At 69.7% G+C, this 20,892-nt stretch carries 21 protein-coding genes; 8 read left to right on the forward strand and 13 right to left on the reverse strand.

What is annotated here, in order from left to right; genetic code table 11:
- Window positions 1–3: 3 nt before the first annotated feature.
- On the forward strand, window positions 4–765 hold the full coding sequence (locus EV644_RS00790; RefSeq protein WP_132187443.1) for a CbtA family protein: 762 nt from the start codon (window positions 4–6) through the stop codon (window positions 763–765).
- Here the strand turns inward: EV644_RS00790 and EV644_RS00795 are convergent.
- From EV644_RS00795 to EV644_RS00810, 4 genes are read right to left on the reverse strand one after another with little or no spacing between them, the layout of a single operon-like run.
- Window positions 746–1,987 (reverse strand): phosphoglycerate kinase, encoded by a 1,242-nt coding sequence (locus tag EV644_RS00795; protein ID WP_199239585.1) that lies wholly within the window; start codon window positions 1,985–1,987, stop codon window positions 746–748. The genes EV644_RS00790 and EV644_RS00795 overlap by 20 nt on opposite strands.
- A 4-nt stretch (window positions 1,988–1,991) precedes the next feature.
- Window positions 1,992–2,999 (reverse strand): type I glyceraldehyde-3-phosphate dehydrogenase, encoded by a 1,008-nt coding sequence (gene gap / locus EV644_RS00800; RefSeq protein ID WP_132187442.1) that lies wholly within the window; start codon window positions 2,997–2,999, stop codon window positions 1,992–1,994.
- 36 nt (window positions 3,000–3,035) lie between these two features.
- Window positions 3,036–3,911, reverse strand: coding sequence for a phosphoribulokinase (locus EV644_RS00805; protein ID WP_132187441.1), 876 nt, complete (start codon window positions 3,909–3,911; stop codon window positions 3,036–3,038).
- Between the two features lie 9 nt (window positions 3,912–3,920).
- Window positions 3,921–5,000, reverse strand: a complete 1,080-nt coding sequence (locus EV644_RS00810; RefSeq protein ID WP_132187440.1) for a class 1 fructose-bisphosphatase — start codon at window positions 4,998–5,000, stop codon at window positions 3,921–3,923.
- A gap of 236 nt (window positions 5,001–5,236) precedes the next feature.
- Here EV644_RS00810 and EV644_RS00815 point away from each other — a divergent pair, with 236 nt between their 5' ends.
- Together EV644_RS00815 and EV644_RS00820 are read left to right on the forward strand one after the other, a co-directional pair.
- On the forward strand, window positions 5,237–6,148 hold the full coding sequence (locus EV644_RS00815) for a class I fructose-bisphosphate aldolase (protein ID WP_132187439.1): 912 nt from the start codon (window positions 5,237–5,239) through the stop codon (window positions 6,146–6,148).
- The gene (locus EV644_RS00820; protein WP_132187438.1) at window positions 6,145–7,167 is read left to right on the forward strand and encodes an HAD-IIA family hydrolase; all 1,023 of its coding nucleotides are present in this window, start codon (window positions 6,145–6,147) and stop codon (window positions 7,165–7,167) included. Before EV644_RS00815 ends, EV644_RS00820 begins: the two co-directional genes overlap by 4 nt.
- On the opposite strand, the gene EV644_RS00825 is transcribed toward EV644_RS00820, so the two are convergent.
- A complete protein-coding gene (locus EV644_RS00825) occupies window positions 7,154–8,521 on the reverse strand; it encodes an amidase (RefSeq protein ID WP_158292707.1) in 1,368 nt (455 codons plus the stop codon). The genes EV644_RS00820 and EV644_RS00825 overlap by 14 nt on opposite strands.
- Before the next feature lie 201 nt (window positions 8,522–8,722).
- The gene (locus EV644_RS00830; protein WP_132187436.1) at window positions 8,723–9,187 is read right to left on the reverse strand and encodes a hypothetical protein; all 465 of its coding nucleotides are present in this window, start codon (window positions 9,185–9,187) and stop codon (window positions 8,723–8,725) included.
- Window positions 9,188–9,580: 393 nt separating this feature from the next.
- On the opposite strand from EV644_RS00830, the gene EV644_RS00835 reads away from it, so the two are divergent.
- From EV644_RS00835 to EV644_RS00845, 3 genes are read left to right on the forward strand one after another with little or no spacing between them, the layout of a single operon-like run.
- On the forward strand, window positions 9,581–9,928 hold the full coding sequence (locus EV644_RS00835) for a YciI family protein (RefSeq protein ID WP_132187435.1): 348 nt from the start codon (window positions 9,581–9,583) through the stop codon (window positions 9,926–9,928).
- Complete coding sequence (locus EV644_RS00840; RefSeq protein ID WP_241997866.1) at window positions 9,921–11,078, forward strand: RNA polymerase sigma factor; 1,158 nt, start codon at window positions 9,921–9,923, stop codon at window positions 11,076–11,078. The genes EV644_RS00835 and EV644_RS00840 overlap by 8 nt, the downstream gene beginning before the upstream one ends.
- 42 nt (window positions 11,079–11,120) lie before the next feature.
- Complete coding sequence (locus EV644_RS00845; protein WP_132187434.1) at window positions 11,121–11,570, forward strand: ester cyclase; 450 nt, start codon at window positions 11,121–11,123, stop codon at window positions 11,568–11,570.
- Between the two features lie 691 nt (window positions 11,571–12,261).
- On the opposite strand, the gene EV644_RS00855 is transcribed toward EV644_RS00845, so the two are convergent.
- From EV644_RS00855 to EV644_RS00860, 3 genes are all read right to left on the reverse strand, one after another.
- The gene (locus EV644_RS00855) at window positions 12,262–13,845 is read right to left on the reverse strand and encodes an FAD-dependent monooxygenase (protein ID WP_158292708.1); all 1,584 of its coding nucleotides are present in this window, start codon (window positions 13,843–13,845) and stop codon (window positions 12,262–12,264) included.
- Entirely contained in the window at window positions 13,842–14,057 is a 216-nt protein-coding gene (locus EV644_RS44330) for a hypothetical protein (protein ID WP_158292709.1), read from the reverse strand. The genes EV644_RS00855 and EV644_RS44330 overlap by 4 nt, the downstream gene beginning before the upstream one ends.
- A 91-nt stretch (window positions 14,058–14,148) precedes the next feature.
- Complete coding sequence (locus tag EV644_RS00860) at window positions 14,149–16,971, reverse strand: ATP-binding protein (RefSeq protein ID WP_132187432.1); 2,823 nt, start codon at window positions 16,969–16,971, stop codon at window positions 14,149–14,151.
- 41 nt (window positions 16,972–17,012) lie between these two features.
- On the opposite strand from EV644_RS00860, the gene EV644_RS00865 reads away from it, so the two are divergent.
- Window positions 17,013–17,585: an allene oxide cyclase barrel-like domain-containing protein gene (locus EV644_RS00865; RefSeq protein ID WP_132187431.1), complete on the forward strand. Its 573-nt coding sequence runs from the start codon at window positions 17,013–17,015 to the stop codon at window positions 17,583–17,585.
- A gap of 79 nt (window positions 17,586–17,664) precedes the next feature.
- Here EV644_RS00865 and EV644_RS00870 read toward each other — a convergent pair whose 3' ends face one another.
- Both EV644_RS00870 and EV644_RS00875 read right to left on the reverse strand, forming a co-directional pair.
- Window positions 17,665–18,669: an aldo/keto reductase gene (locus EV644_RS00870; protein ID WP_132187430.1), complete on the reverse strand. Its 1,005-nt coding sequence runs from the start codon at window positions 18,667–18,669 to the stop codon at window positions 17,665–17,667.
- A 35-nt stretch (window positions 18,670–18,704) separates the two neighbouring features.
- The gene (locus tag EV644_RS00875) at window positions 18,705–19,139 is read right to left on the reverse strand and encodes a nitroreductase family deazaflavin-dependent oxidoreductase (protein ID WP_199239586.1); all 435 of its coding nucleotides are present in this window, start codon (window positions 19,137–19,139) and stop codon (window positions 18,705–18,707) included.
- Between the two features lie 136 nt (window positions 19,140–19,275).
- Between EV644_RS00875 and EV644_RS00880 the strand changes: the two genes are divergently transcribed.
- Window positions 19,276–19,872: a TetR/AcrR family transcriptional regulator gene (locus tag EV644_RS00880; protein ID WP_158292710.1), complete on the forward strand. Its 597-nt coding sequence runs from the start codon at window positions 19,276–19,278 to the stop codon at window positions 19,870–19,872.
- On the opposite strand, the gene EV644_RS00885 is transcribed toward EV644_RS00880, so the two are convergent.
- Both EV644_RS00885 and EV644_RS00890 read right to left on the reverse strand, forming a co-directional pair.
- Window positions 19,835–20,125: a DUF8691 family protein gene (locus tag EV644_RS00885; RefSeq protein ID WP_132187427.1), complete on the reverse strand. Its 291-nt coding sequence runs from the start codon at window positions 20,123–20,125 to the stop codon at window positions 19,835–19,837. The genes EV644_RS00880 and EV644_RS00885 overlap by 38 nt on opposite strands.
- Entirely contained in the window at window positions 20,122–20,742 is a 621-nt protein-coding gene (locus EV644_RS00890; RefSeq protein ID WP_241997865.1) for a DUF2306 domain-containing protein, read from the reverse strand. Before EV644_RS00890 ends, EV644_RS00885 begins: the two co-directional genes overlap by 4 nt.
- Window positions 20,743–20,892: the final 150 nt, after the last annotated feature.

The raw sequence follows: 20,892 nt of genomic DNA on the forward strand, positions 1-20,892 counted from the left end.
CCGATGAGCCTGTGGCCAACCACGCTTCGAGCCTCACTCATTGGCGGAGCCGCGGCGGGTGGCGCCGCCGCGGCCTTCTCCCTGCTCGTCGTCGAGCCGACGATCCGGATCGCGCTGGCGGTGGAGGAGAGCCGTGCGACGGCCGAGCACTCGCACGGCGGCCCTACTCCGGAACACACCCACGACGCCGAACTCGTCGGCCGTGGCCTGCAGCAGGTGGGAGGCGCGCTCGCGGTGATCGCCGCGGCGCTGCTGCTCTCGCTCGTGTACGCCGTCGTCCTGGCCCGCGTCCGCCGTACCTGGGACCTGGGCGAGCTGCGCAGCGCCCTACTGGTCGCGGTGGCATGCTTCGCCGTCCTGGCCCTCGGGCCCGGTCTCAAGTACCCGGCCAACCCGCCGGCCGTGGGTGACCCGGACACGGTCACCCAGCGCACGACTCTCTACGTCGCCTCGATCGTGGTTTCGGCACTGATCGCCGCGGCTGTCGTCACCGTCGTCCGCACCGGCCACCGGCGGAACTGGTCGTCCACGCGCAACTCCTGGGCCGCCACAGGGATTCTGGCCGTGGGCTGCGTGCTGCTGTTCGCCGGTCTGCCGGCTGCTCCCGACGCGATCCCCTCCGACGTCGGCGCAGCGCTCGTCTGGCGATTCCGGGTCCAGTCGCTGGGCCTGCTCGCCCTGCTGTGGGCGACCCTGGGGCTGGTGGCCGGCTCGGTGTTGTCACGAGCCGGCCGGCGCCCTCAGGTCACCACCACCGTCGCTTGAACGGTCGGTGACCCTCTTTCCCCTCATCGAGTACGTCGATGCCGGGCAGGGTCTTGCCCTCCAGGTACTCCAGCGACGCACCACCGCCGGTGGAGAGGTGGCCGAAAGCCTTCTCGTCAAAACCGAGCCGGCGTACTGCGGCCGCGGAGTCCCCGCCCCCGACGACCGAGAGGCCGTCGATCCGGGTCAGTGCCTGGGCGACCGCACGAGTTCCGGCGGCGAACGCGTCGAACTCGAAGACGCCCATCGGGCCGTTCCAGAACACGGTCCTGGCGTCGGCGACCGCCGCCGCGAACGCCTTCTGGGATTCCGGCCCGATGTCCAGACCCATCCGATCCGGAGCGATCGCGTGCACCGGGACGATCTCCGGCCTGGCGTCGGCGGCAAAGCGGTCCGCGACGACGACATCAGTCGGCAGCAGCAGCTCGACGCCCTGGCCCTCGGCACGCTCGAGGTAGCTGCGACACCTGGCAACCTGGTCCTCCTCGAGCAGGCTGGTGCCGACCTCGTGACCCTGCGCCTCGAGGAAGGTGTATGCCATGCCGCCACCGATGACGAGCTTGTCCGCCTTGCCCAGCAGGTTGTCGATGACCCCGAGCTTGTCCGAAACCTTCGAACCGCCGAGCACGACGACGTACGGCCGCCGAGGTGTCCCGGTCAGCCGCTCCAGGACACCGACCTCGGTAGCGACCAGCCCTCCCATCGCGGCGGGCAGTCGCAGCGCCACGTCGTACACCGAGGCCTGCTTGCGATGGACGACGCCGAAGCCGTCGCTCACGAACGCATCGGCGAGCGCGGCCAACCGGTCGGCGAAAGCACCGCGGACTTGGTCGTCCTTGCTGGTCTCGGCCGGGTCGAACCGGACGTTCTCCAGCAGTGCCACGCCGCCGTCCGCCAGGCTGGTTACGACAGCGTGGGCGCTACTGCCCACGGTGTCCGTGGCGAACGCGATCTTGCTGCCGAGCAGCTCGCCGAGCCGCCTGGCCACCGGCGCCAGCGAGTAGCGCGGGTCCGGCCACCCGTCGGGACGACCCAGGTGCGCGGCCACCACGACGCGGGCACCCCGGGCCGCCAGCTCCGCGATCGTCGGGAGGGCGGCCCGGATCCGGCCGTCGTCGGTGATCGTGTCGCCGTCCAGCGGCACGTTGAGGTCGGACCTGACCAGCACTCGCCGGCCACGGAGTCCGCCCAGCTCGGTACCGAGCTCGTCGATCGTGGTCACCGGCTCACGCGCCCCGTCCAACCAGGGCGACGAGATCGGCCAGCCGGTTGGAGTAGCCCCACTCGTTGTCGTACCAGCCCACGACCTTGACCTGGTTGCCGATCACCTTGGTCAGTGGTGCGTCGAAGATGCACGACGCCGGGTCGGTGACGATGTCGGAGGAGACGATCGGGGCCTCGCTGTACCGGAGGTAGCCCTTCAACACCCCCTCGGCGGCGGCCCTGACAACCTCGTTGACCTCGGCAACGGCCGTCTCCCGCGAGGCCTCGAAGGTGAGGTCGGTCGCCGAGCCGGTGGGAACGGGGACCCGGAGGGCATAGCCGTCGAGCCGGCCCGCGAGCTCGGGAAGCACCAGACCGATGGCCTTCGCAGCCCCGGTCGAGGTCGGTACAACGTTGATCGCGGCCGCGCGGGCCCGGCGCAGGTCCTTGTGGATGTTGTCCTGGAGGTTCTGGTCGGCGGTGTAGCCGTGGATCGTGGTCATCAGGCCCTTGACGATGCCGAGACCGTCGTTCAGCGCCTTGGCCATCGGGGCGAGGCAGTTGGTCGTACAGGACGCGTTGGAGATCACCGTGTGCGCGTCCGCGTCGTACTGGTCGTGGTTGACGCCCATGACGAACGTGGCGTCCGCGTTGGTCGCCGGCGCGGAGATGATCACCTTCTTCGCACCGCCGGCGTCGACATGGGCCCGGGCCTTGGCGGCATCGGTGAAGAAGCCCGTCGACTCGACCACGACGTCGACGCCGAGGTCCTTCCACGGCAGGTCGGCCGGGTCACGCTCGGCCAGCGCTGCGACGGAGGCGCCACCGACGACGATCGAGTCGGTCGTCACGGTGACGTCGGCGTCCAGGGGGCCGAGGATCGAGTCGTACTTGAGCAGGTGCGCCAGCACGGTGTTGTCGGCGAGGTCGTTGACGCCGACGATCTCGATGTCGGCCCCCGACGCGCGGACGGCGCGGAAGAAGTTGCGGCCGATGCGGCCGAAGCCGTTGATTCCAACACGAACAGTCACTGGCGATGGCCTTCCTGGGTAGGGGAACTCCGAATGTCAGGGCGTCCTCGGACGGCGCTCGAGCAGCCGCCACAGCATCGGCGTGAAGATCAGCTGCATCGCCAGATCCATCTTTCCGCCGGGGCAGACGATGGTGTTCGGCCTCGACATGAACGAGTCGTGCAGCATCGACAGCAGGTAGGGGAAGTCGATCCCCTGCGGATCCTTGAAGCGGATCACCAGCATCGACTCGTCCGGCGCCGGGATCGTCCTGGCGATGAAGGGATTGGACGTGTCCACCACCGGGACGCGCTGGAAGTTGACGTGGGTCCGCGAGAACTGTGGGCACATGTAGGTCACGTAGTCGTGCATCCGCCGCAGGATCGTCTCCGTCACGGCCTCGGTGGAGTAGCCGCGCTTGGCCTTGTCCCGGTGCAGCTTCTGCGTCCACTCGAGGTTGATGACGGGGACGACGCCGATCAGCAGGTCGGCGTGCCGGGCGACGTCGACCCCGTCGGTGACGACGGCACCGTGCAGCCCTTCGTAGAACAGCAGGTCCGTACCCGTCGCGAGATCCTCCCAGGGCGTGAACGTCCCGGGCTCCTGCCGGTACGGCGCGGCCTCCCCCTCGTCGTGCAGGTACCGGCGCACCCGCCCGCCACCCGTCTCGCCGTACTCGCGGAACAGCGACTCCAGTTCCTCGAACAGGTTGGCCTCGGGGCCGAAGTGGCTGAAGGTGTGGTCACCACAGGCCAGGGCCTTCTCCATCTGCTCCTTCATGCCCATCCGGTCGTAGCGGTGGAAGCTGTCGCCCTCCACGAAGGCGGCGTTCACCTTCTCCCGCCGGAAGATCTGCTCGAAGGTGCGCATCACCGAGGTGGTGCCGGCGCCGGAGGATCCGGTGATCGCGACGACGGGGTGCTGTGTGGTCATGGGCGCTCCTCAGCTGGCGGACCGGTAGAGGCCGCGAAAGCCGTACAGGGGGTGGCTCTGCTCCTCGGCATCACCGCCGGAGTGCTCGGCGTGGTACCGCTCGATGCGCTCGACTTCCTCGCGCGCACCGAAGATGAATCCGATCCGCTGGTGAAGCTGCGCCGGCCTGACGTCGAGCACGCGCTCGTGTCCGGTCGACGCCTTGCCGCCCGCCTGCTCGATCAGGAAGGCGATCGGGTTCGCCTCGTAGAGCAGGCGCAACCTGCCCTCCTTCGCCGGGTCCTTCGAGTCGCGCGGATACAGGAACACGCCACCGCGGGTCAGGATCCGATGGGTCTCGGCCACCAGCGAGGCGACCCAGCGCATGTTGAAGTCCTTCTGCCGCGGACCCGAGGTACCGGCCAGACACTCGTCGACGTACCGCGCCACGGCCGGCTGCCAGAACCGCCGGTTCGAGGTGTTGATCGCGAACTCCGCCGTCGAGGCCGGCAGCTTGATGTCCTGCCGGGTCAGGAGGAACTCGCCGACGCTCGGGTCAAGCGTGAAGGCGTGAACGCCGGTGCCCACGGTCAGTACGAGGACAGTCGAAGGACCGTAGATCGCGTAGCCGCCGGCAACCTGCTCGGTTCCCGGTTGCAGGAAGTCGTCGGGCTGGGCGTGGGCGCCTGGCACCGGTGCGCGGAGGATCGAGAAGATGCTGCCGACGGACACGTTGACGTCGATGTTCGACGACCCGTCGAGCGGGTCGAACGTCAGCAGGTACTGACCCCGCGGATGGCGCGACGGGATGGCGTAGGGAGTGTCGAGCTCTTCGGACGCCATGCCGGCGAGCTTCCCGCCGCCCTCGTTCGTCCGCAGGAAGATGTCGTTGGCCAGTACGTCGAGCTTCTGCTGCTGCTCGCCCTGGACGTTGACGACGTCGTTGCCTCCGAGCACACCGGTGAGGGCGCCGGTGGTGATCCGGTGCGAGATCGCCTTGCAGGCAAGGGCGACATCGACGATCAGCGAGCTGAGGTCCGCGCACAGGCCGGGATGACGTCGCCGCTCCTCGGCCAGGAACTGGGTCAACGTCGAGCGTTCGGTCGGCATCGGCACTCCTCGCGTGGATCAGTGGGCTGGCCCGTCCAGCACACCTCGTGCCGGAGCCGCGGGCATCCACCCCAGGGGTGACCGCAGGGGTGGTCGCACGAGGTGGTCGGGTCGCTCGGGAGAGGTGGTCAACGGGCAAGGTCACCCGCGACCTCAACCGCAGGGGTGAGGGGCCCAGCGGCGTCGACTCGTAGCGTCGAACGGGACACCGCCACCCTTCGTTGCAAGGAGTCCTGATGCGCACGATCGAGGAGACCGCGGCGGCGATCCTGGCACCGCCCAAGGGGATGCTGGTCGCCGACGAGTACGCCGAGGCGCTCGTCCCGAGCACGGCCGAGCTGGCGCTGCGCGAAACAGCGCTGACGGACCACATCTCTGCCCTGCTCCTGACAGCGGAGACGTTCGCGGCGACACTGCCACTGCGCCGGCAGCTGTCCGAGTCGCCGGACGAGCTGCCACTGGTCGGAGTACGGATGGCTCCGACGGGGACCGGCGTACGAGACCGGCTCGTCGAGGCGGCGCGCGACGGCGCCTCGTTCGTGGAATGGCGCGCCCACCTCTCTCCCCTGGACGTGCCCCACGGCGCGACCCACATCGAGGCCGACAAGCTCGCTTCCGCTGCGGCAGCGACCCAGGCGGAGGGTCTCCTGCCGGTCCTGACGATCGCCATGCCGGACCTCGGTTCGTCCAGCATCACCGTGAACCAGGCCACCACCACGAACGCCCTGCTCGCCCTGCGCGACCAGCTCCAGCGCACCGGTGTTGATGCCCGACAGCTGCTGATCCGGCTCAACATGGTTGTCGCCGGGCTGTCGCACCCGTCCCCCGCCGCACCGGACCAGGTGGCCCGGCAGACCCTGCAGCTGCTGGAGTGGGCCCTGCCGAGCGGTACGCCCGGCGTACTCCTGCTGTCCGGCGGGCAGTCGCTCGACCAGGCTTGCGCGAACCTCGGCGCGGTCAGCGCGCTCGCCGCAAAGCAGGGCGTGCCGTGGCGGGTGACCTTCGGGTTCTCGCGGGCTCTGGTGGCCGCGGCGAGCGGTGCTCCCGGCGATGACGATGCCGCCGCGCGGAAGGCGCTCGTGCAGAGTGCTCGACGGGCGAGCGAGTCGACGACGGCTGCCCGCGTCCCCGAGAAGGCGGGTTCGTGAGCGCAGCCAGCACGCCGCTGGTGGCGAACTACCGCGGAGTGATCTGCGACCTGGATGGTGTCGTCTACCGGGGATCGAAGGAGGTTCCCGGCGCGATCGCGGCCCTCAACACCGTGGTCGCCGGCGTGCCGGTGGCGTTCGCGACGAACAACGCGTCCAGGCCGCCGGCCGCGGTCGGCCACCACCTCCGGCGGTTGGGACTGGAACCTGCCGCCTGGTCCGTTGTCACGAGCGCGCAGGCCGCCGCGGCGTACCTGGCAGGCCGGCTGTCGCCGGGTACGCCGGTGCTCGCGGTCGGTGGTCCGGGCGTCGCCGAGGGGCTGACCGAGGCCGGTCTGACTCCGCTCGGCGTGACGGAGCTTTCCGGTACGACGGCTGTCGAAGCCGTGGTCCAGGGGGCCGGTCAGGAGGTCAGCTGGCGCGAGCTCGCGGAAGTGGGCTATCTCGTTCAGGCAGGTGCGATCTGGGTTGCGACGAACCTGGATGCGACTATCCCGACCTCGCGAGGACAGGCTCCCGGCAACGGAGCTCTCGTCGGGGCGGTGCGGACGACGACCCCGGCTGTCCCCCACGTCACCGGCAAGCCGGACGCGGCGTTGTTCGACTTCGCGCGTTCCCGGCTCGGCACCGAGCGGGACGCGACCATCGTGGTGGGAGACCGGCTCGAGACCGACATTGCCGGCGCGCGCTCGGCGGGACTCGACTCGATGTTCGTGCTGGGCGGGTCCAGCACCCTGCAGGATCTCGCCTTCGCCGAGAAGAACTCCCGGCCGACGTACTTCGCGTTCGGTCTCTGCGGTCTACTCCAGCCGGGCCTGCGCCGCCTCGAGCAGACCGACGGGATCGTGGACCTCACGCCGACGGGTGCGCTCGCAGTACTCGAGGCAGTCGAACCACAACGACTCCTGCAAGCCGTGATCACGCTCGCTTGGGACACCCTCGACCGCGGCAGAACACTGCTCGAGGACCAGGCAGTGTGGACGGATCTCGAACACCGCCTGGGCGTCATTCGTCCTTGAGGGCACTCTCGACGGCTCGACCCAGCCCGAGGAGCGGACCGTCGGTTCCTGGCCGGCCGAGCAGCTCCAGTCCGACCGGCAGCCCGGCGTCCGTCGTACCGGCGGGCAGGGTCAGCGCCGGTAGGTCGGCCTGCGACGCGATCAACGTGTTCACAGGAAGGAGCCGGCTGGGGAGCAACGCGCGGTTGCGGTCTCGAAGGGGCGCCGGCACCCGCACGGTCGGGTAGACAAGGGCGTCCAGGCGGAGGTTCCTCATCACGCGCACCACTGCGTCCCGCAGCCGCCGCCGGTTCGACAGTCGCTCGGCACGCAGCAAGGCGCTGGATCGGCTGCGTGTCGCAAGCAGCTCGGCCAGGTCGAGCGATTCAGGGAACATCCCGGCGTAGTACAGGTCGAGGAAGGAGCTGCTGCCGAGCTCAGGGCGTGAGGCGAGGAACGCGTCGATGTCGTCTCGTGCGCTGATGAGATACAGGGAGCTGTCGCGCATCAGCGCAAGCAGGTCGGGCACCACCACGTCATCGAGGATGCGGGCACCCTCACCGGCCAGCCGTGCGAGCGCCGCGTCGACCACGGCGGCGACCTCGTCGGCGCCATCCCACGCCACCGGCCCGCCGGGCAAGGCGAGAACACCGAGGCGGTAGCTACCGAGCGGTCGGCGAGCCTCACCTACCGGCCGTTGGTGACCAGCGAGAACCTGCAGCAGCACAGCGGCATCGTCGACACAGCCGGCCAGCGGACCCGGGGTGTCCTGCGCCGTCACGAGTGACGACATGCCATCCGGGGACACCAGCCCCGTGGTCGGGCGTAGGCCGACGACCCCGTTGAAGGAGGCCGGCACCCGGACCGAGCCGCCGGTGTCGGACCCGAGGGCCGCAGGAGCGAGCCCGGCTGCCACCGCCACTGCCGACCCCGCACTGGAACCACCGGGCTCGTGTGCGGCCGATCGGCTGTTGACCGTGATGCTTCCGTTCGACGAATCAGACAGCCAGGACATCGCGAGATCCGGAGTACTGGTCTTGCCCAGCACGATCGCGCCGGCCGCTCGGAGCCGCCGTACGGCGACCGCGTCCTGCCTGGGCACATAGCCCTTGAAGGCCGCGCACCCGAAGGTCGTCGGGATGCCCTCGGTCTCGAAGACGTCTTTGATCAGGACCGGGATTCCGTGCAGCGGGCCGCGCTGCCGCCCAGTGCGTTCAAGCTGCTCATCCGCTGCCTCCGCCTGCGCCCTCGCCCGCGGGTTCAGCGCGAGGACGGCACCCAGCCCGTCGCGTCCCGAGTCGAGCTCAGCGATTCGGCGAAGGCACTCCTCGACAAGAGAAAGCGAGGTCCGCTCGCGCGACACCAGCACACGCACCAGCGCTGCCAGGGTCGGTCTCGCAGCGCCCGAGGCTGTCACGTCCGGATCCCACACCTTCCCGTACGAGCTCCCGCGCCACCTGCTCAGAACGGCAGGGTCCGCCGGCCGGACGGGGACCGTGTGTCCGGCAGTTGCGGTACCGACGGTCGCTGGGGCTTGGGACGAACGATCCGGATCTGCTTCACGATCGCCACCCCCTCAACACGCTTCGGCCAGCAAGCCGGCCCCCGACTCGAGTCGATTCGCATCGGCCCGCAGCAACTGAGCCGCGGTCCAGTGCACGTTCACCGAAGGCGGGCACGCCTGCCAGTACGGCACCCGGCAAGCCTCGTCGGCCGCAGCCTGCTCCTCCCGACTGGCGAGAAGATAAAGCTCCCGACACACCGCCGTGACAAGTTCCTGGTTGCTGCGTTTTTCCGTCATGTTCTTCATCACGATCTCCCTGGGAAGACGGTTCAGTCCCGGACCAGTCCATGAGCAGATCGTGCGCCGCCGTGTTGCACGGCCGTTGCAGCAACTTGCAACCAGGCCCGCCTGGCTCGACCTCGGGATGCGCGGCAGCGGCGTGAGCGAGAAGCCGAGCCGCTCGTAGTGTCCGATCGCCGTGTCGAGATCGCGAGTGATGAGTCCGACGTGATGCAGGATGTTGGCGTCGCCGGCCATCGTGGTGCCGCCTGACTGCGAGCTAATGTGACAGCTGAACGCTCGTTCGCCTGTTTCAAGCTGACGAAGAGGGTGTGATGGGTCGCGGGCGTGGACCTTGCCGCAGTCACCGAGCTCTACCGGGACGCGCTGGCACGCTGGGAGCCGATCGCGGCGGACGTCCGGGATCTCCAGGCCCTCCGGGCACCTGCGCCTCGGTGACCTGCCGTCGAGCGTTCATCGACCGGTCCAAGAACGGCAGCGAGACCTATTTGCAGCGATACGTGCGCGCACCGCGAGAGCGTCGCCGCGTTCCGGACCCGGCAGCGAAGGAACAAGTCGTGAGCCGGTCGTGTCCCCCGCACCGCTTCTCGTTCGTCTTTCAGGTGAGAGCCCACTGCCCTGGAGGTTGTGATGCAGTACGCCCTGCTCATCTACGCCGAGCCCGGCTACCAGGAGGCGCTGCCCCAAGCCGAACGTGAGGCGGCGTACGCGGAGTACTTCGCGTTGGCCGATGACCCCCGCTGCGTCGAGAGCGCACGGCTACAGCCGGTCGAGGCGGCCACCAACGTGCGCGTGGCCGGTGGCCGGACGCTGGTGACCGACGGCCCGTTCGCGGACACCAAGGAAGTGCTCGGCGGCTTCTGCCTGATCGAGGCGGCCGACCTGGACGAGGCGATCGAACTGGCCGCACGCATCCCGGCCGCCCGGCTCGGCGGCGTTGTCGAGGTCAGGCCGGTACTGCGGCGAGACCGTGCTTGAGGAGGTCTTCCGGGACGAGTGGGGCCGGGTGCTAGCCTCGCTGATCGGGTTCCTCGGGGATTTCGACAAGGCCGAGGAAGCCGTGCAGGACGCGTTCGCGACCGCAGCGGAGCGCTGGCCTGTGGCGGGTGTGCCGGCCAACCCGGGTGCGTGGCTGGTGACGACGGCCCGCAACCGGGCGATCGACCGGATCCGGCGGGAGCGCACCCTGGCCGAGAAGATCCACCTGCTGCCGGTGCCGGAGAACGTCATGGACGAGTTGGACGACACGGTGATCAAGGATGAACGGCTCGAGCTGATCTTCACCTGCTGCCACCCGGCGCTGCCGCTGGAAGGGCAGGTCGCGCTCACGCTGCGGGCGCTGGGCGGCCTGGAGACCGCCGATATCGCTCGGGCGTTCCTGGTCTCCGAGGAGACGATGAAGCGCCGCCTGACCCGCGCCAAGACCAAGATCAAGGCGACCGGGATCCCGTTCGCGGTGCCCGGCGCGCACCTGCTTCCAGACCGCGTCGATGCGGTGCTGGCCGTCATCTACCTGATCTACAACGAGGGCTACAGCGGCCGGCTCGACCTCGGTGCCGAAGCCATCCGGCTGGGGCGACTGCTCGTCGCGCTGATGCCGGACGAGCCGGAGGCGCACGGGCTGCTCGCGCTGATGATGATCCACCACGCCCGGCGGCAGGCCCGGTTCTCCGGCGAGGACCTCGTCCTGCTCGACGATCAGGACCGTTCGCTGTGGGACCTGCGCGAGATCGCGGCGGGACGGGCGGTGCTCGACCGGGCGATGGAGCTGGGCGGACGTGGCGCCTACGTCGCCCAGGCCGCGATCGCGTCGCTGCAGGCCCGGGAGCGGATCGACTGGCCGCAGGTCGCCGAGCTGTACCGGCGGCTGGTCGAACTCACCGGCTCCCCGGTGATCGAACTCAACCGCGCCGTGGCGCTCGCCCAGGCCGGCGACCCCGCCGCGGCGCTGCGCGCGGTCGATGGACTCGACCTGGACGGCTACCTCTATTTCCACTCGACCCGCGGCGAGCTGTTGCGGCGTCTCGGCCGTGACGAGGAGGCCCGGGCGGCGTACCGCCGGGCGCTCGATCTGGCCACCTCGGCCCCCGAGCGGCGGTTCCTGACCCGGCGGCTCGAACAGATCTGACGCGGGCTGTCCCCCGGGCGGGTGCTCGTTCGTCGCCTGGGTATGAACGACATCCTTTCATCAACTGGCCAGGAAACAAGCAACAAAGCGGCGTTCAGGCGCGTCCTCGACGCCAGCAACACCCACGATGAGGAACTCATCTCGACGACTGTCGACGAGGTCTTCCAGCCCGATGTGCGGATGAGCACCCCCTTACCGATTCCGGAGACCGGGGCGCGAGCGATCAAGGAGGTGTACGCGAGGCTCCACCGAGCGTTCCCCGACCTCCACATCGCCGTCGAGGATCTGATCGAAGAGGGCGACAGGCTGGTCGCCCGGCACACGGTCACCGGGACCCACCAGGGTGAATACATGGGCTTACCACCCACCGGCAGATCCGTTACCTACAACGAGATCTTCATCCTCCGCTTCGCCGACGGCCGGATCGCCGAGACCTGGGGAGTCGTCGACGTCCTCTCACAGCTGAAACAGCTCGGCGTGATTCAGACCTAGCGGACCCCCGGCGGGCGCGAAACCTCGCCCGCGCAGCCGCCCAGTGTGCTCCGCCCGTGCCGGAGGGGTTCGCCCACTGTCAGAACAGTGGGGTAACCCCCACAGGAGGCAGCGAACCCCCACAGCACCAGTGCACCCCCCAGGACGCGAAACCTCGCCCGCGCAGCCGCACAGTGTGCTCCGCCCGTGCCGCGGGGGTTCGCCCACTGTCAGAACAGTGGGGTAACCCCCACAGGAGGCAGCGAACCCCCACAGCACCAGTGCACCCCCAGAGGAGGCAGCGAACCCCCCACAGCACCAGCGAGGGTTCGCCTCTGACCGCCGAGTGTGGGCCTGGCGTGGGTGTCATGGCGCGGGGCAGTCTGGGTTATGGCGACGGTGACGACCTCGCCCGCCTCCGCCTCAACCGGCTCATCCGACGACGGCAAGGAACCAACACCTACGACCTCACACCCGACGGACAACGAGTGGCGACCTTCTACACCAAAGTCCACGACCGCCTCCTCAGCCCCTCCTCGCCGACCAACCCCCCGCCCCCACCGAAGTCCGACAAGCACTGGCCACCATCGACCGCCACGTCCGCAGCCGCATCGACCACGAACGCCTCGCAAAGGCCCGCCTGAAACTCACGACAAACGCCACACTCCTAGCGGCCAAGCACCGCTAGCAAAGCCCCATCCGGCAACCCGGGTCATGCAGCTGACCTGGGCTGCCGGAGGTTCGGTACGCCGAGGGAGGTGGTGATTGCTGAGTAGAGGGTGGTCAGCGGATCTGTGGCGGCGGTTCGGGAGCGCCAGGCGACGTGACCGTCGGGGCGAACGAGGACGGCGCCGTCCGGGTCGATGCCGTAGAGGTTGTGGAAGGTGCCGGCCGGGTCCTGGAAGTCGGTGCCACAGCGCAGCACGACCAGCGGGCAGTCGGCGATCGCTCCTTCCCACGGGTCACCAGCAGCGCCGAGCAGCAAGGTCAGGTGTTCGCCGAACAGGTCCTGGGTCGACATCGCGCGGCCCTCGACGCAGATCTGCAGATGAGGGGCTCGGTCGCCGGGGCGAGCCGACTGACGGAACTCGCCGGAGTCCGGTCCACCGCCGTCGGGGATGACCTCCGAGCGATACCTGACGCCGAGGTCGTCGGTGAGGCCGTCTGCGTTGGACCGTCCGGTGTCGCCCATCGACCTCAGCGTGTTCCGTACGCCGACCGGTCGCCGCTCGGCCTCGTAGCTGTCCAGCAGCGCCTCGCCAGCCCAGCCCCGCAGTACCCAGGCCAGTTTCCAGCCGAGGTTGTGGCCGTCCAGGAACGCGGTGTTCATGCCCATCCCTCCGACCGGGGTCATCCGATGGGCGGCGTCCCCGACCAGGAAGACCCGGCCCTCACGGCTGCGTTCGGCCACCTGCGCCGCGAACTCGAACGCCTGCACGGCAACAACACTGAGCTCCAGGTCCGGCAACCCCGTCGCTGCCCGGATCAGCTCGGTGCAACGCTCGACCGTGTAGTCCGTCAACTGCTCACCGAGCTCCGGATGCCACTCCCGCCCGTACACCCAGCGATCGCCGGCGCTGGTCGGCAGCAGAACACCCGCGGCCTGCGGCGTCTCGATCCGGTACAACCCGTACGGCCGCTCCCCCACCGTGTCTCGAAGGTCGGCCCGGAACAGCGCACTGACGAGGTTGGCGAGATGGTCCGGCCCCTCCATCCGCACCCCGAGGCTCGCCCGGATCGTGCTGCGCGCGCCGTCGGCGCCCACGACGTACGCAGCTCGCACCGCTCGAACAGCCCCGGTACGACGGTCGCGCAGCGACACCGTCACCTCAGTGGCGTCCTGATCAATGGAGACCACCTCGGTCTCGAAGACCAGTTCGCCGCCGAGACCAAGGAGGTGCTCCGCCAGGACAGGTTCGAGGTGGTCCTGCGGGCACAGGCACGGAGTCGTGGGACTGATCGACCGCAGTTCGTCGGCCGACGGGACACCCATCGACACCAGCGTGTGACGGGGGTCCGCCAACGTGGCCGACACCGACATCAACGGCTGGAGGTCCATCCCGCCGGCCCGGACGTCCTCGTCCAGCCCCCAGGTTCGAAGGCACTCCATCGTCCGGGTGCTGACGAGCGTCGCCCGCGGGAAGATCGACGTACCGGGATGCCGTTCGACCACGAGCGGCGAGCTCCCGTGGCGGGCCAGACTGATCGCGGTGGCGAGACCCGCGGGCCCCGCGCCCACGACGAGCACGTCGACCTGCTCGACGCTGCTCGTCGTGGACCCCCGCTTCGCGCTCACGGCCGGCCTACCGGGTAGTCGCGGAGTTCGGGCACGAACGGCAGCGAGTACTGCGCTGCCGAGGCGAAGGCGATCGCCCGCAGAGCCGCCATCAGCCGGGGGCGCCAGCGTGATTCCTTGCCCGTGCTGAAGTGGCGCTGGTCCTCAGGGCGACGGTGGTCGGCGGTGCGGCCCTGGGCGATCGCTCCCACGTAGTCGTAGCCGATGATCATTTCGGGAGTCCTTCCGGTCCGGACCTCGTCTGGACGCGAGGTCAACAGCTCCGAGACTCCGCCTGCGGCACCGCCCGCGGATCCGTGCTCGCTACGGACTTAAGGCATCGCGATCAGCCCGTGCCGCGTACGCGACGAGTTCGGCCCGACTGGTGGTCCCCGTCTTGGCCAGCAGGTTCGTGACGTGGGTTTCCACCGTGCGCGGCGACAGGAAGAGCCGCTCGGCGACCTGCTGGTTCGTCAGCCGATCGGCGACCAGGCCGAGGACGTCCATCTCGCGGCTCGTCACCCCGATCGCGCGCAGCGCCGGCGGTACTGCGGCGCTCCCGCGGCCCCGGCGTACGGTGACACCGGCTCGGCGCAGCAGCGTCCGGCAGGTCCGCGCGAGCTGGTCGTCGCCATCGGCTTCGAAAGCGGTGAGGTCCGCTCGCAGCAGGGAGACGGGGTCGCCCCACCCGTCGGCGATCATTGCCTCGGCGGTGAGCAGCAGCAACAGCCTGCGCCACCAGTGCTGGCTAGGCAGGAGGTCTGTTCCCGCCGCCAGCAGGACGATCGCTTCGGCCGAGCGGCCAGCCCGGCCGGCGGCAACCGCGTCGGCGAAGTCGAGCGCGGCTCGATTGATCGCCCGCATCACCGGCGGTGCGTGCCGCAGCGTCTCGCGGGCCTCGGCTCCCCGGTCGTCGAGCACGGTCCGGACCAGCGCCCACAGGCCCCAATGGCCGATCGGCGCCGACGAACCACGCGCCGCCAGCGCGCCGATGCCGAGGTCGAGCAGCTCCCCGGCGCGCGGCAGATCGTGGCCGACGAGCGGCACCATCGCCTCGATGCAAGGCCGCCCGGCGGTCACCTCGAACGGTGCGTCAGGCCGCCGCGCGGCAGCATCGAGAGCCGCCGCCATCGCCGCCAGATCACCCCGTGCTCCGGCTCCGGACGCCACCATCATCTCGGTCATCGCCTGTACGCGGTACAGCCGGATGCCCGCGGCCAGCTCCGCAGTACGGCGGCCCGCCGACTCGCCCGCCGCAGGACCGTCGACGACCAGAGCGCAATCGGTGAGCAACTGGTCGATGTCGCACACCCGGCCGAGCATCCCGCAGTCGAGAGCCAGCCGGCGGGCTTCCATCAGGGTGGCGGACGATTCCGAGTCGAGCAGCTCGATCGTGCCGAGCGCGAGCAGCGCACTGATCCGGGCGGGTGTCAGTGCGTGGTCGGCGGCGACCTGGGCGGCCCGTCGGAACGCGGCGGCCGCAGCTTCCGGATCGGTCTCCCGAGCGCAGCGCCCGAGGACCTCCAGCGCCGCGCAACACTGCTCCGGCATGTCATCGCGTTCCGCCTGCTGCACTGCCCGGTGGGCGAGTTCTGCCGCCTCGCTCACCTGACCGTTGCCAAAGGCAACGTCAGCGTCGATCGCCGGAGTACGAGCATCCGCCGGTCGGCCGGCTCGTTCCAGGTAACCACTCGCCCGATCCCAGCGACCGGCCGCCAGCGCGGCCTGCGCGAGCTGGAAGCACAGCTCGGCATGCCGGTCGCCCGACATCATTCCGAGGGCCGCGTCACCTGTCGCGAACGCGGCATCCATTCGCCCCGACAACGTCTGGACCCGGACCCGCTCGGCAGCAAGATCAGACCCGCTCGGCGCCAGCCGTACTGCGTACTCGAGCTGCTCGTCCGCTGTACCGAGGGCACCGACCGCGATCGCCTGCCGGGCAAGGTCGGTCAGCAACTGCGCCGCGCGTGGTCCGTCACCCGCGACGACAAAGAGCTCCACTGCTGCGGCGATGTCGTCCTGAGCAGCGCCGGTCCCGTTGAGGTGGGCCTCGGCCGCGCGGCGGGCCAGCACGCTGTGCTCACCGGGGCCGAGCATGGTGAGGACGGCGTCGCGGATCAGCCCGTGACGCCAACTGAGCCGCCCGGGAGACCCGGCCGGTACCAGCAGGTGACTGTCGGCAGCGGCACGAAGCCCGCCGAGAACGGCGTCCTCGTCGAGGGTGGACACCAGCGGGAGCAACGCCCAGTCGACCTCACGGCCGAGCACCGCGGCCGCGTGAACGACCTTGCGTTGATCCTCGGTCAATGCCGCCAGGCGGCGGGCCACGAGTGCCGTCAGTCCGGCCGGAACTCCCAGCTGCTGTACGTCGCTGGTCGGAGCTCCCGACTCCACCAACCCCGCCAGAAGCTCTTCCACCACGAGTGGCACGCCTTCGGAACGCGCCACGATCACGTCCTCGAACTCCGGCGACAGCTGCGCCTCCTGGTGCCAGCGGCTGGTCAGGAGCGCGACGATGTCCTCCCGGTCGAACCGGTCCAGGGCGACGGTGAGCACGTCCTCATTCGCGACGAGCCGGTCCCGGGCCCACCGCTCGTCGGTCCGTGCCGCCCCCAGAACCAGGATCCGCGACGTACCGACCGCGCCGGCGAGGAACTCGAGCAACGCAAGGCTGTCTGCATCGGCCCAGTGCAGGTCGTCGAGCACGACCACACATCCCGTGTCACCGCCTACCCTGCGCAGAAGCCTCAACAGGCCCTCGCCAAGGACAACCACGGAGTCGACGGCCGGCTCGGCGACCGGGTCCGATCCGGACCAGCCGGGGATGAGGCGGGACAGTGCGGACCGGAAGGGCCTCAGGTCCGGCGACTCGGTGACCGTTGCATCACGCAACTGTCCGAGCAGCGCATCCACCAGCGGACGATAGGCCCCGCCCTGCGGAACCGCGCGTCCCGACATCACCGTCAGGCCTGCTTCTGCGGCATAGCGGGCGGCTTCACGAAGCAATCGCGACTTGCCGATGCCCGCCTCGCCGGTGACCAGGACGACCCCGCCCGTGCCGGAGCTCACCCCGTCGACCGCGCGCCGCAGTACGGCCGCCTCCTTGTCGCGACCGATCAGTGCGGACGGGCCCGGTGCCGCAGTCACGAGTCTCAGTAGACCCCAGCGCCCTGCTGGAGAACAGGGAGTTGCCTAACTCCGTAGCCGACACGGATGTCTCGGCGGTGGGTGTCGCCGCACTCTCGTTGCAACACCACTACTCGTACAAGGAGAAGTTCGAAATGCGCAGCATCCACACCGCCGCGGCCGTCGTCACAGCCTGCCTCGCCGGCGCTCTCGGCGGATCGGTCGCCCACGGGTCCGGCGGCGAAGTACTCAACCTCACCGCCCGGACCGAGCAGTTCGCCGTCATCGACGTCGGCACCCCCGGACCCGCCCTCGGGCTCGGCGACCAGATCGTCAGCTCCGACAAGGTCTTCCGCAACGGCAAGCCCGTCGGCACCGACGGGGTCACCTGCACCGTGGTGAAGGCGACCCCGCAGGCGATGACCTGCAACTGGCAGATGACGATCGCCCTCCCGGAGGGACAACTCACCCTCCAGGCCATCGCCGACGGCCCCACCGGTCCCCCGACCGAGCCGATCAAGACCACCTTCGCCATCACCGGCGGCACCGGCCGCTACCGCAACGCCCACGGCACCGCCGACATCACCGACAACCCGGGAGGCACCGAGCAGATCACCGCCCGCCTGACCAACTGACCCGTCCGGTACGGCGGGACGCCGGCGGGCCACGGCGGTACAGCGCGGGTGGGTGGCTGGTCGAGGACACCCGGGCCGCTCAGCGTCGGGAGAGGCGGTGCAGCACGTCGTACGGGTAAGGCACGGTGTCGGGCGCGCTGGCCGTGGTGAGGCGGTCCGTCTGCTCGGTTGTCAGCGACCAACCGCTCGCGGCCAGGTTGTCCTTCGCCTGTTCGACGGTGCGTGCGCCGATGATCGGGGTGGTGGCCGGCTCGCGTTGCATCAGCCACCGAAGCGACACCTGTGCCGCCGTCCGGCCGGTCTCCGCCGCGATCGCGGAGACCTCGTCGATCACCCGCCAGGTGCGCTCGGTGGCGTACCCGCTCCAGGGGATCGACCCGGCCTCGGACTCCCTCTCGACCCGGGTTCCCTCGGACGGGCTGGTCATGCCGCGCCGGTGCGCACCCGCGAGCCAGCCGGCCCGGAGCGGCGACCATGGGAGCACGCCGAGCCCTTCCGAACGGCTTACGGGGAGCAGTTCCCACTCGGCATCCCGGTCGAGCAGGTTGTAGAGAGGCTGGAGGGACACGAACGACTCCCAGCCGTTCTGCCGCGACACGTCGATGGCCTTCTGTAGTTGCCACCCGGAGAAGTTGCTGGCGCCGATGTACCGGACGGTGCCCTCCTTGACCAGGGCGTCCAAGGTGGACAGCGTCTCCTCGATCGGCGTTCCGTCGTCCCAGACGTGCAACTGGTAGAGGTCGATGTGGTCGGTGCCGAGCCGGCGGAGGCTGGCCCGCACCGCGTCGAGGATGTGCTTGCGCGACAGGCCCTGCTCGTTCGGCCCTGGGCCCATCTCGCCGAACGCCTTCGTGGCGACGACGTAGTCCTCGCGGCGCCGGCTCTTCAGCCAGGTGCCCAGGATCTCCTCCGATCGGCCCCGGCCGTAGACATCCGCGGTGTCGATGAAGTTTCCACCGGACTCGACGAAGGTGTCGAGGATCTGGTGACTCGTCTGCTCGTCGGTCTGCTCGCCGAACATCATGGTGCCCAAGCACAGCTCGCTCACCTGCAGTCCGGACCTGCCTAGAAAGTGATAGTCCATGCCTTTGGACGCTAGGTGCTGGAGCGCACTCCAGGTCAAGCCAGAGCCGGCCGGAGTTCGAGGACCGGATGTTCGCTCGCCTCGGCGACGAATGCCTCGACCGGGTCATCGATCCCGGCGGTGAAGCAGTGCCGTGTGCGCGTGGCGACAGTGGCGTACTGCTTGAGGACCGGCCCTGCCTCGGTCGGTGTCGCTTCGCGCACGGTGTAACTGATGTGCTGCCGCCCGTAGGACAGGACGACATCGCCGCCGGCGAGGGCGTTGTGAACCCAGCCGACCGGTCCGTACGGCGCCACCAGCCACCTCGAGCCGGCGTGGTCGATCGGTACGACGGGCACCGTGTGCAGGCGCCCTGTCTTACGACCGGTGGTGGTCAGCAGGGCGATCGGCCCGACTCCCGCTCGCGCGAAGACGGTGACGAGCGCATTGCCCAGGCGCCACCGCCACCCGCGAAAAGTCCGCGCCGACACGCGGCTCGCACCTCGTCCGCCGTCACGCCCACCTCGCTGGTCCTCCACGGTCACCATCTCCCGGCCTGTGCAACGACAAGTTACATACCAGCTAGAATTATATACCTACGGGTATCCAACTGACGGAGGAGCTGACTTGCGACAGGCAGAACGCCGTGCGCAGACGACGAACCGGGTGCTGGACGCCGCAGCGGCCGAGTTCGCCCGGAGGGGCTTCCATGCCGCCACCATCGACGACATCGCCCGGACCGCCGGTTATACGAAGGGCGCGGTCTACGCCAACTTCGCCGGCAAGGACGCGCTCATCCTCGCGTTGATCGACCGCCACCTCGAGGACCAGCTCGCCCAGCTGGACCTGCTGCTCGCGAACACCTCGACTGCCGACCTGCGCACCAGCCTGCGTAACGCAGCGGTCGAGCAGAACGCTGCGGGCGGCCCCTTCGGACTGCTGATGCTGGAGTTCTGGCTGTACGCCGCCCGCGATGCGGCAGCGAAGGCGTCCCTCGCCGAGCGCTACCAGCGAATGCGAGACCGGCTGGCCGCTGCGATCGCCGATCGTGATGCGGCACGAGGGGACGAGCTGCCGCTGACGGCGCACGAGGTGGCTGCTCTCGTGCTGGCGCTTGATGCCGGACTGTTCCTGCAGCATCTCCTCGACCCGCACGCCGTCACACCCGAGCTTCGCGCGAACGCCCTCACCGCGGTGATGGATCTCCCGCGTCCGACGGGCTGAGCTGGGGCGGCCGGCCGCCGTACGGGTCGGGTGGGTCGATCGCCTCGACGGAGATCAGGATGGCGCCGAGGTCGCGCAGCTTGGTGAGCAGGCCGTGGAGTTTCGCCTGGTCGATCCCGGCGCCGCGCAGCGTGGTGGTGCCGTCGGCCTCGTGGGTGAGGGTCAGACCGTCCAGCCAGACCGACCAGTGGTGGTCGAGGTGTCCGTCGATCCGGAACTCGTAGTACTCGGGTGCGTGCGGCCGCGGGCTCATGGGGACCCCGCCAACGCTGCTCTGATGCGTGCGCGGCGAGCCGCGGGTCGGCGGATGACCCACCCGGCGACGGCGAGATTGATGACCCAGGCTGACCCCAGCATGAGGTCGCTGCGGATCGCGCCGGCGCCGAGGACGGCCTCTCCGATGCCCTGGGTGAACACCTGGGTGCCGGCGCCCAGGGCCAACGCGTACGCACGGATCATCCAGGCGCGGTGGCGGGCGATCTCACGGTTCCGGATGGCGGCGAAGCCGATGATAATGCTGGCCGCGAGCCCTGAAGCGGCCAGCAACCGGAACAGGTACAGGAGATCACCGGTGTTCTCCTGGCGGGGGTAGAAAAGCGTCAGCCACAGGGCCGAGAACGCGACCACCAGGCCGAGCACCACCAGCACCCGCCCGGCGCGACGGTGCCAACGCGGCCGGCGGCGGCGGATCCCGGCGGAGAACTGGAACGCGCCGAGGACGGCGAAGCCGATCGCAGACACGACGTGCAGGACGACGGGCACAGGCGAGGCCTCGGAGCGGGGATCCGCCGGGAGCAGTAGCTCCGGGCCGCCGGCGAGAACGACGAGGCGGGAGATGCCTGCGAGAACGGGAATCAGGCTGAGCCCCACCAGCGCAACGGGGACCCACCGCCCCGATCGGGCTCCCCGACCGCGGGCGGGGGTCCCCTTCACAGCGGCCGGACGGTTTCGGTCGATTGGCCGGACTCGCGGGGTCATTCCGCACCGGCCGGGTCGAGCTGGGCGTCGCGCACGGTGGGC

Source organism: Kribbella orskensis (assembly GCF_004342085.1).
Lineage (GTDB): Bacteria > Actinomycetota > Actinomycetes > Propionibacteriales > Kribbellaceae > Kribbella > Kribbella orskensis.

Excerpts from the sequence above, each read along its gene's own strand:
- EV644_RS00790 (WP_132187443.1), top strand. The coding sequence starts at position 4 with ATGAGCCTGTGGCCAACCACGCTTCGAGCCTCACTCATTGGCGGAGCC.
- EV644_RS00805 (WP_132187441.1), bottom strand. The coding sequence starts at position 3,911 with ATGACCACACAGCACCCCGTCGTCGCGATCACCGGATCCTCCGGCGCC.
- EV644_RS00810 (WP_132187440.1), bottom strand. The coding sequence starts at position 5,000 with ATGCCGACCGAACGCTCGACGTTGACCCAGTTCCTGGCCGAGGAGCGG.
- EV644_RS00815 (WP_132187439.1), top strand. The coding sequence starts at position 5,237 with ATGCGCACGATCGAGGAGACCGCGGCGGCGATCCTGGCACCGCCCAAG.
- EV644_RS00830 (WP_132187436.1), bottom strand. The coding sequence starts at position 9,187 with ATGGCCGGCGACGCCAACATCCTGCATCACGTCGGACTCATCACTCGC.
- EV644_RS00835 (WP_132187435.1), top strand. The coding sequence starts at position 9,581 with ATGCAGTACGCCCTGCTCATCTACGCCGAGCCCGGCTACCAGGAGGCG.
- EV644_RS00845 (WP_132187434.1), top strand. The coding sequence starts at position 11,121 with ATGAACGACATCCTTTCATCAACTGGCCAGGAAACAAGCAACAAAGCG.
- EV644_RS44330 (WP_158292709.1), bottom strand. The coding sequence starts at position 14,057 with ATGATCATCGGCTACGACTACGTGGGAGCGATCGCCCAGGGCCGCACC.
- EV644_RS00870 (WP_132187430.1), bottom strand. The coding sequence starts at position 18,669 with ATGGACTATCACTTTCTAGGCAGGTCCGGACTGCAGGTGAGCGAGCTG.
- EV644_RS00885 (WP_132187427.1), bottom strand. The coding sequence starts at position 20,125 with ATGAGCCCGCGGCCGCACGCACCCGAGTACTACGAGTTCCGGATCGAC.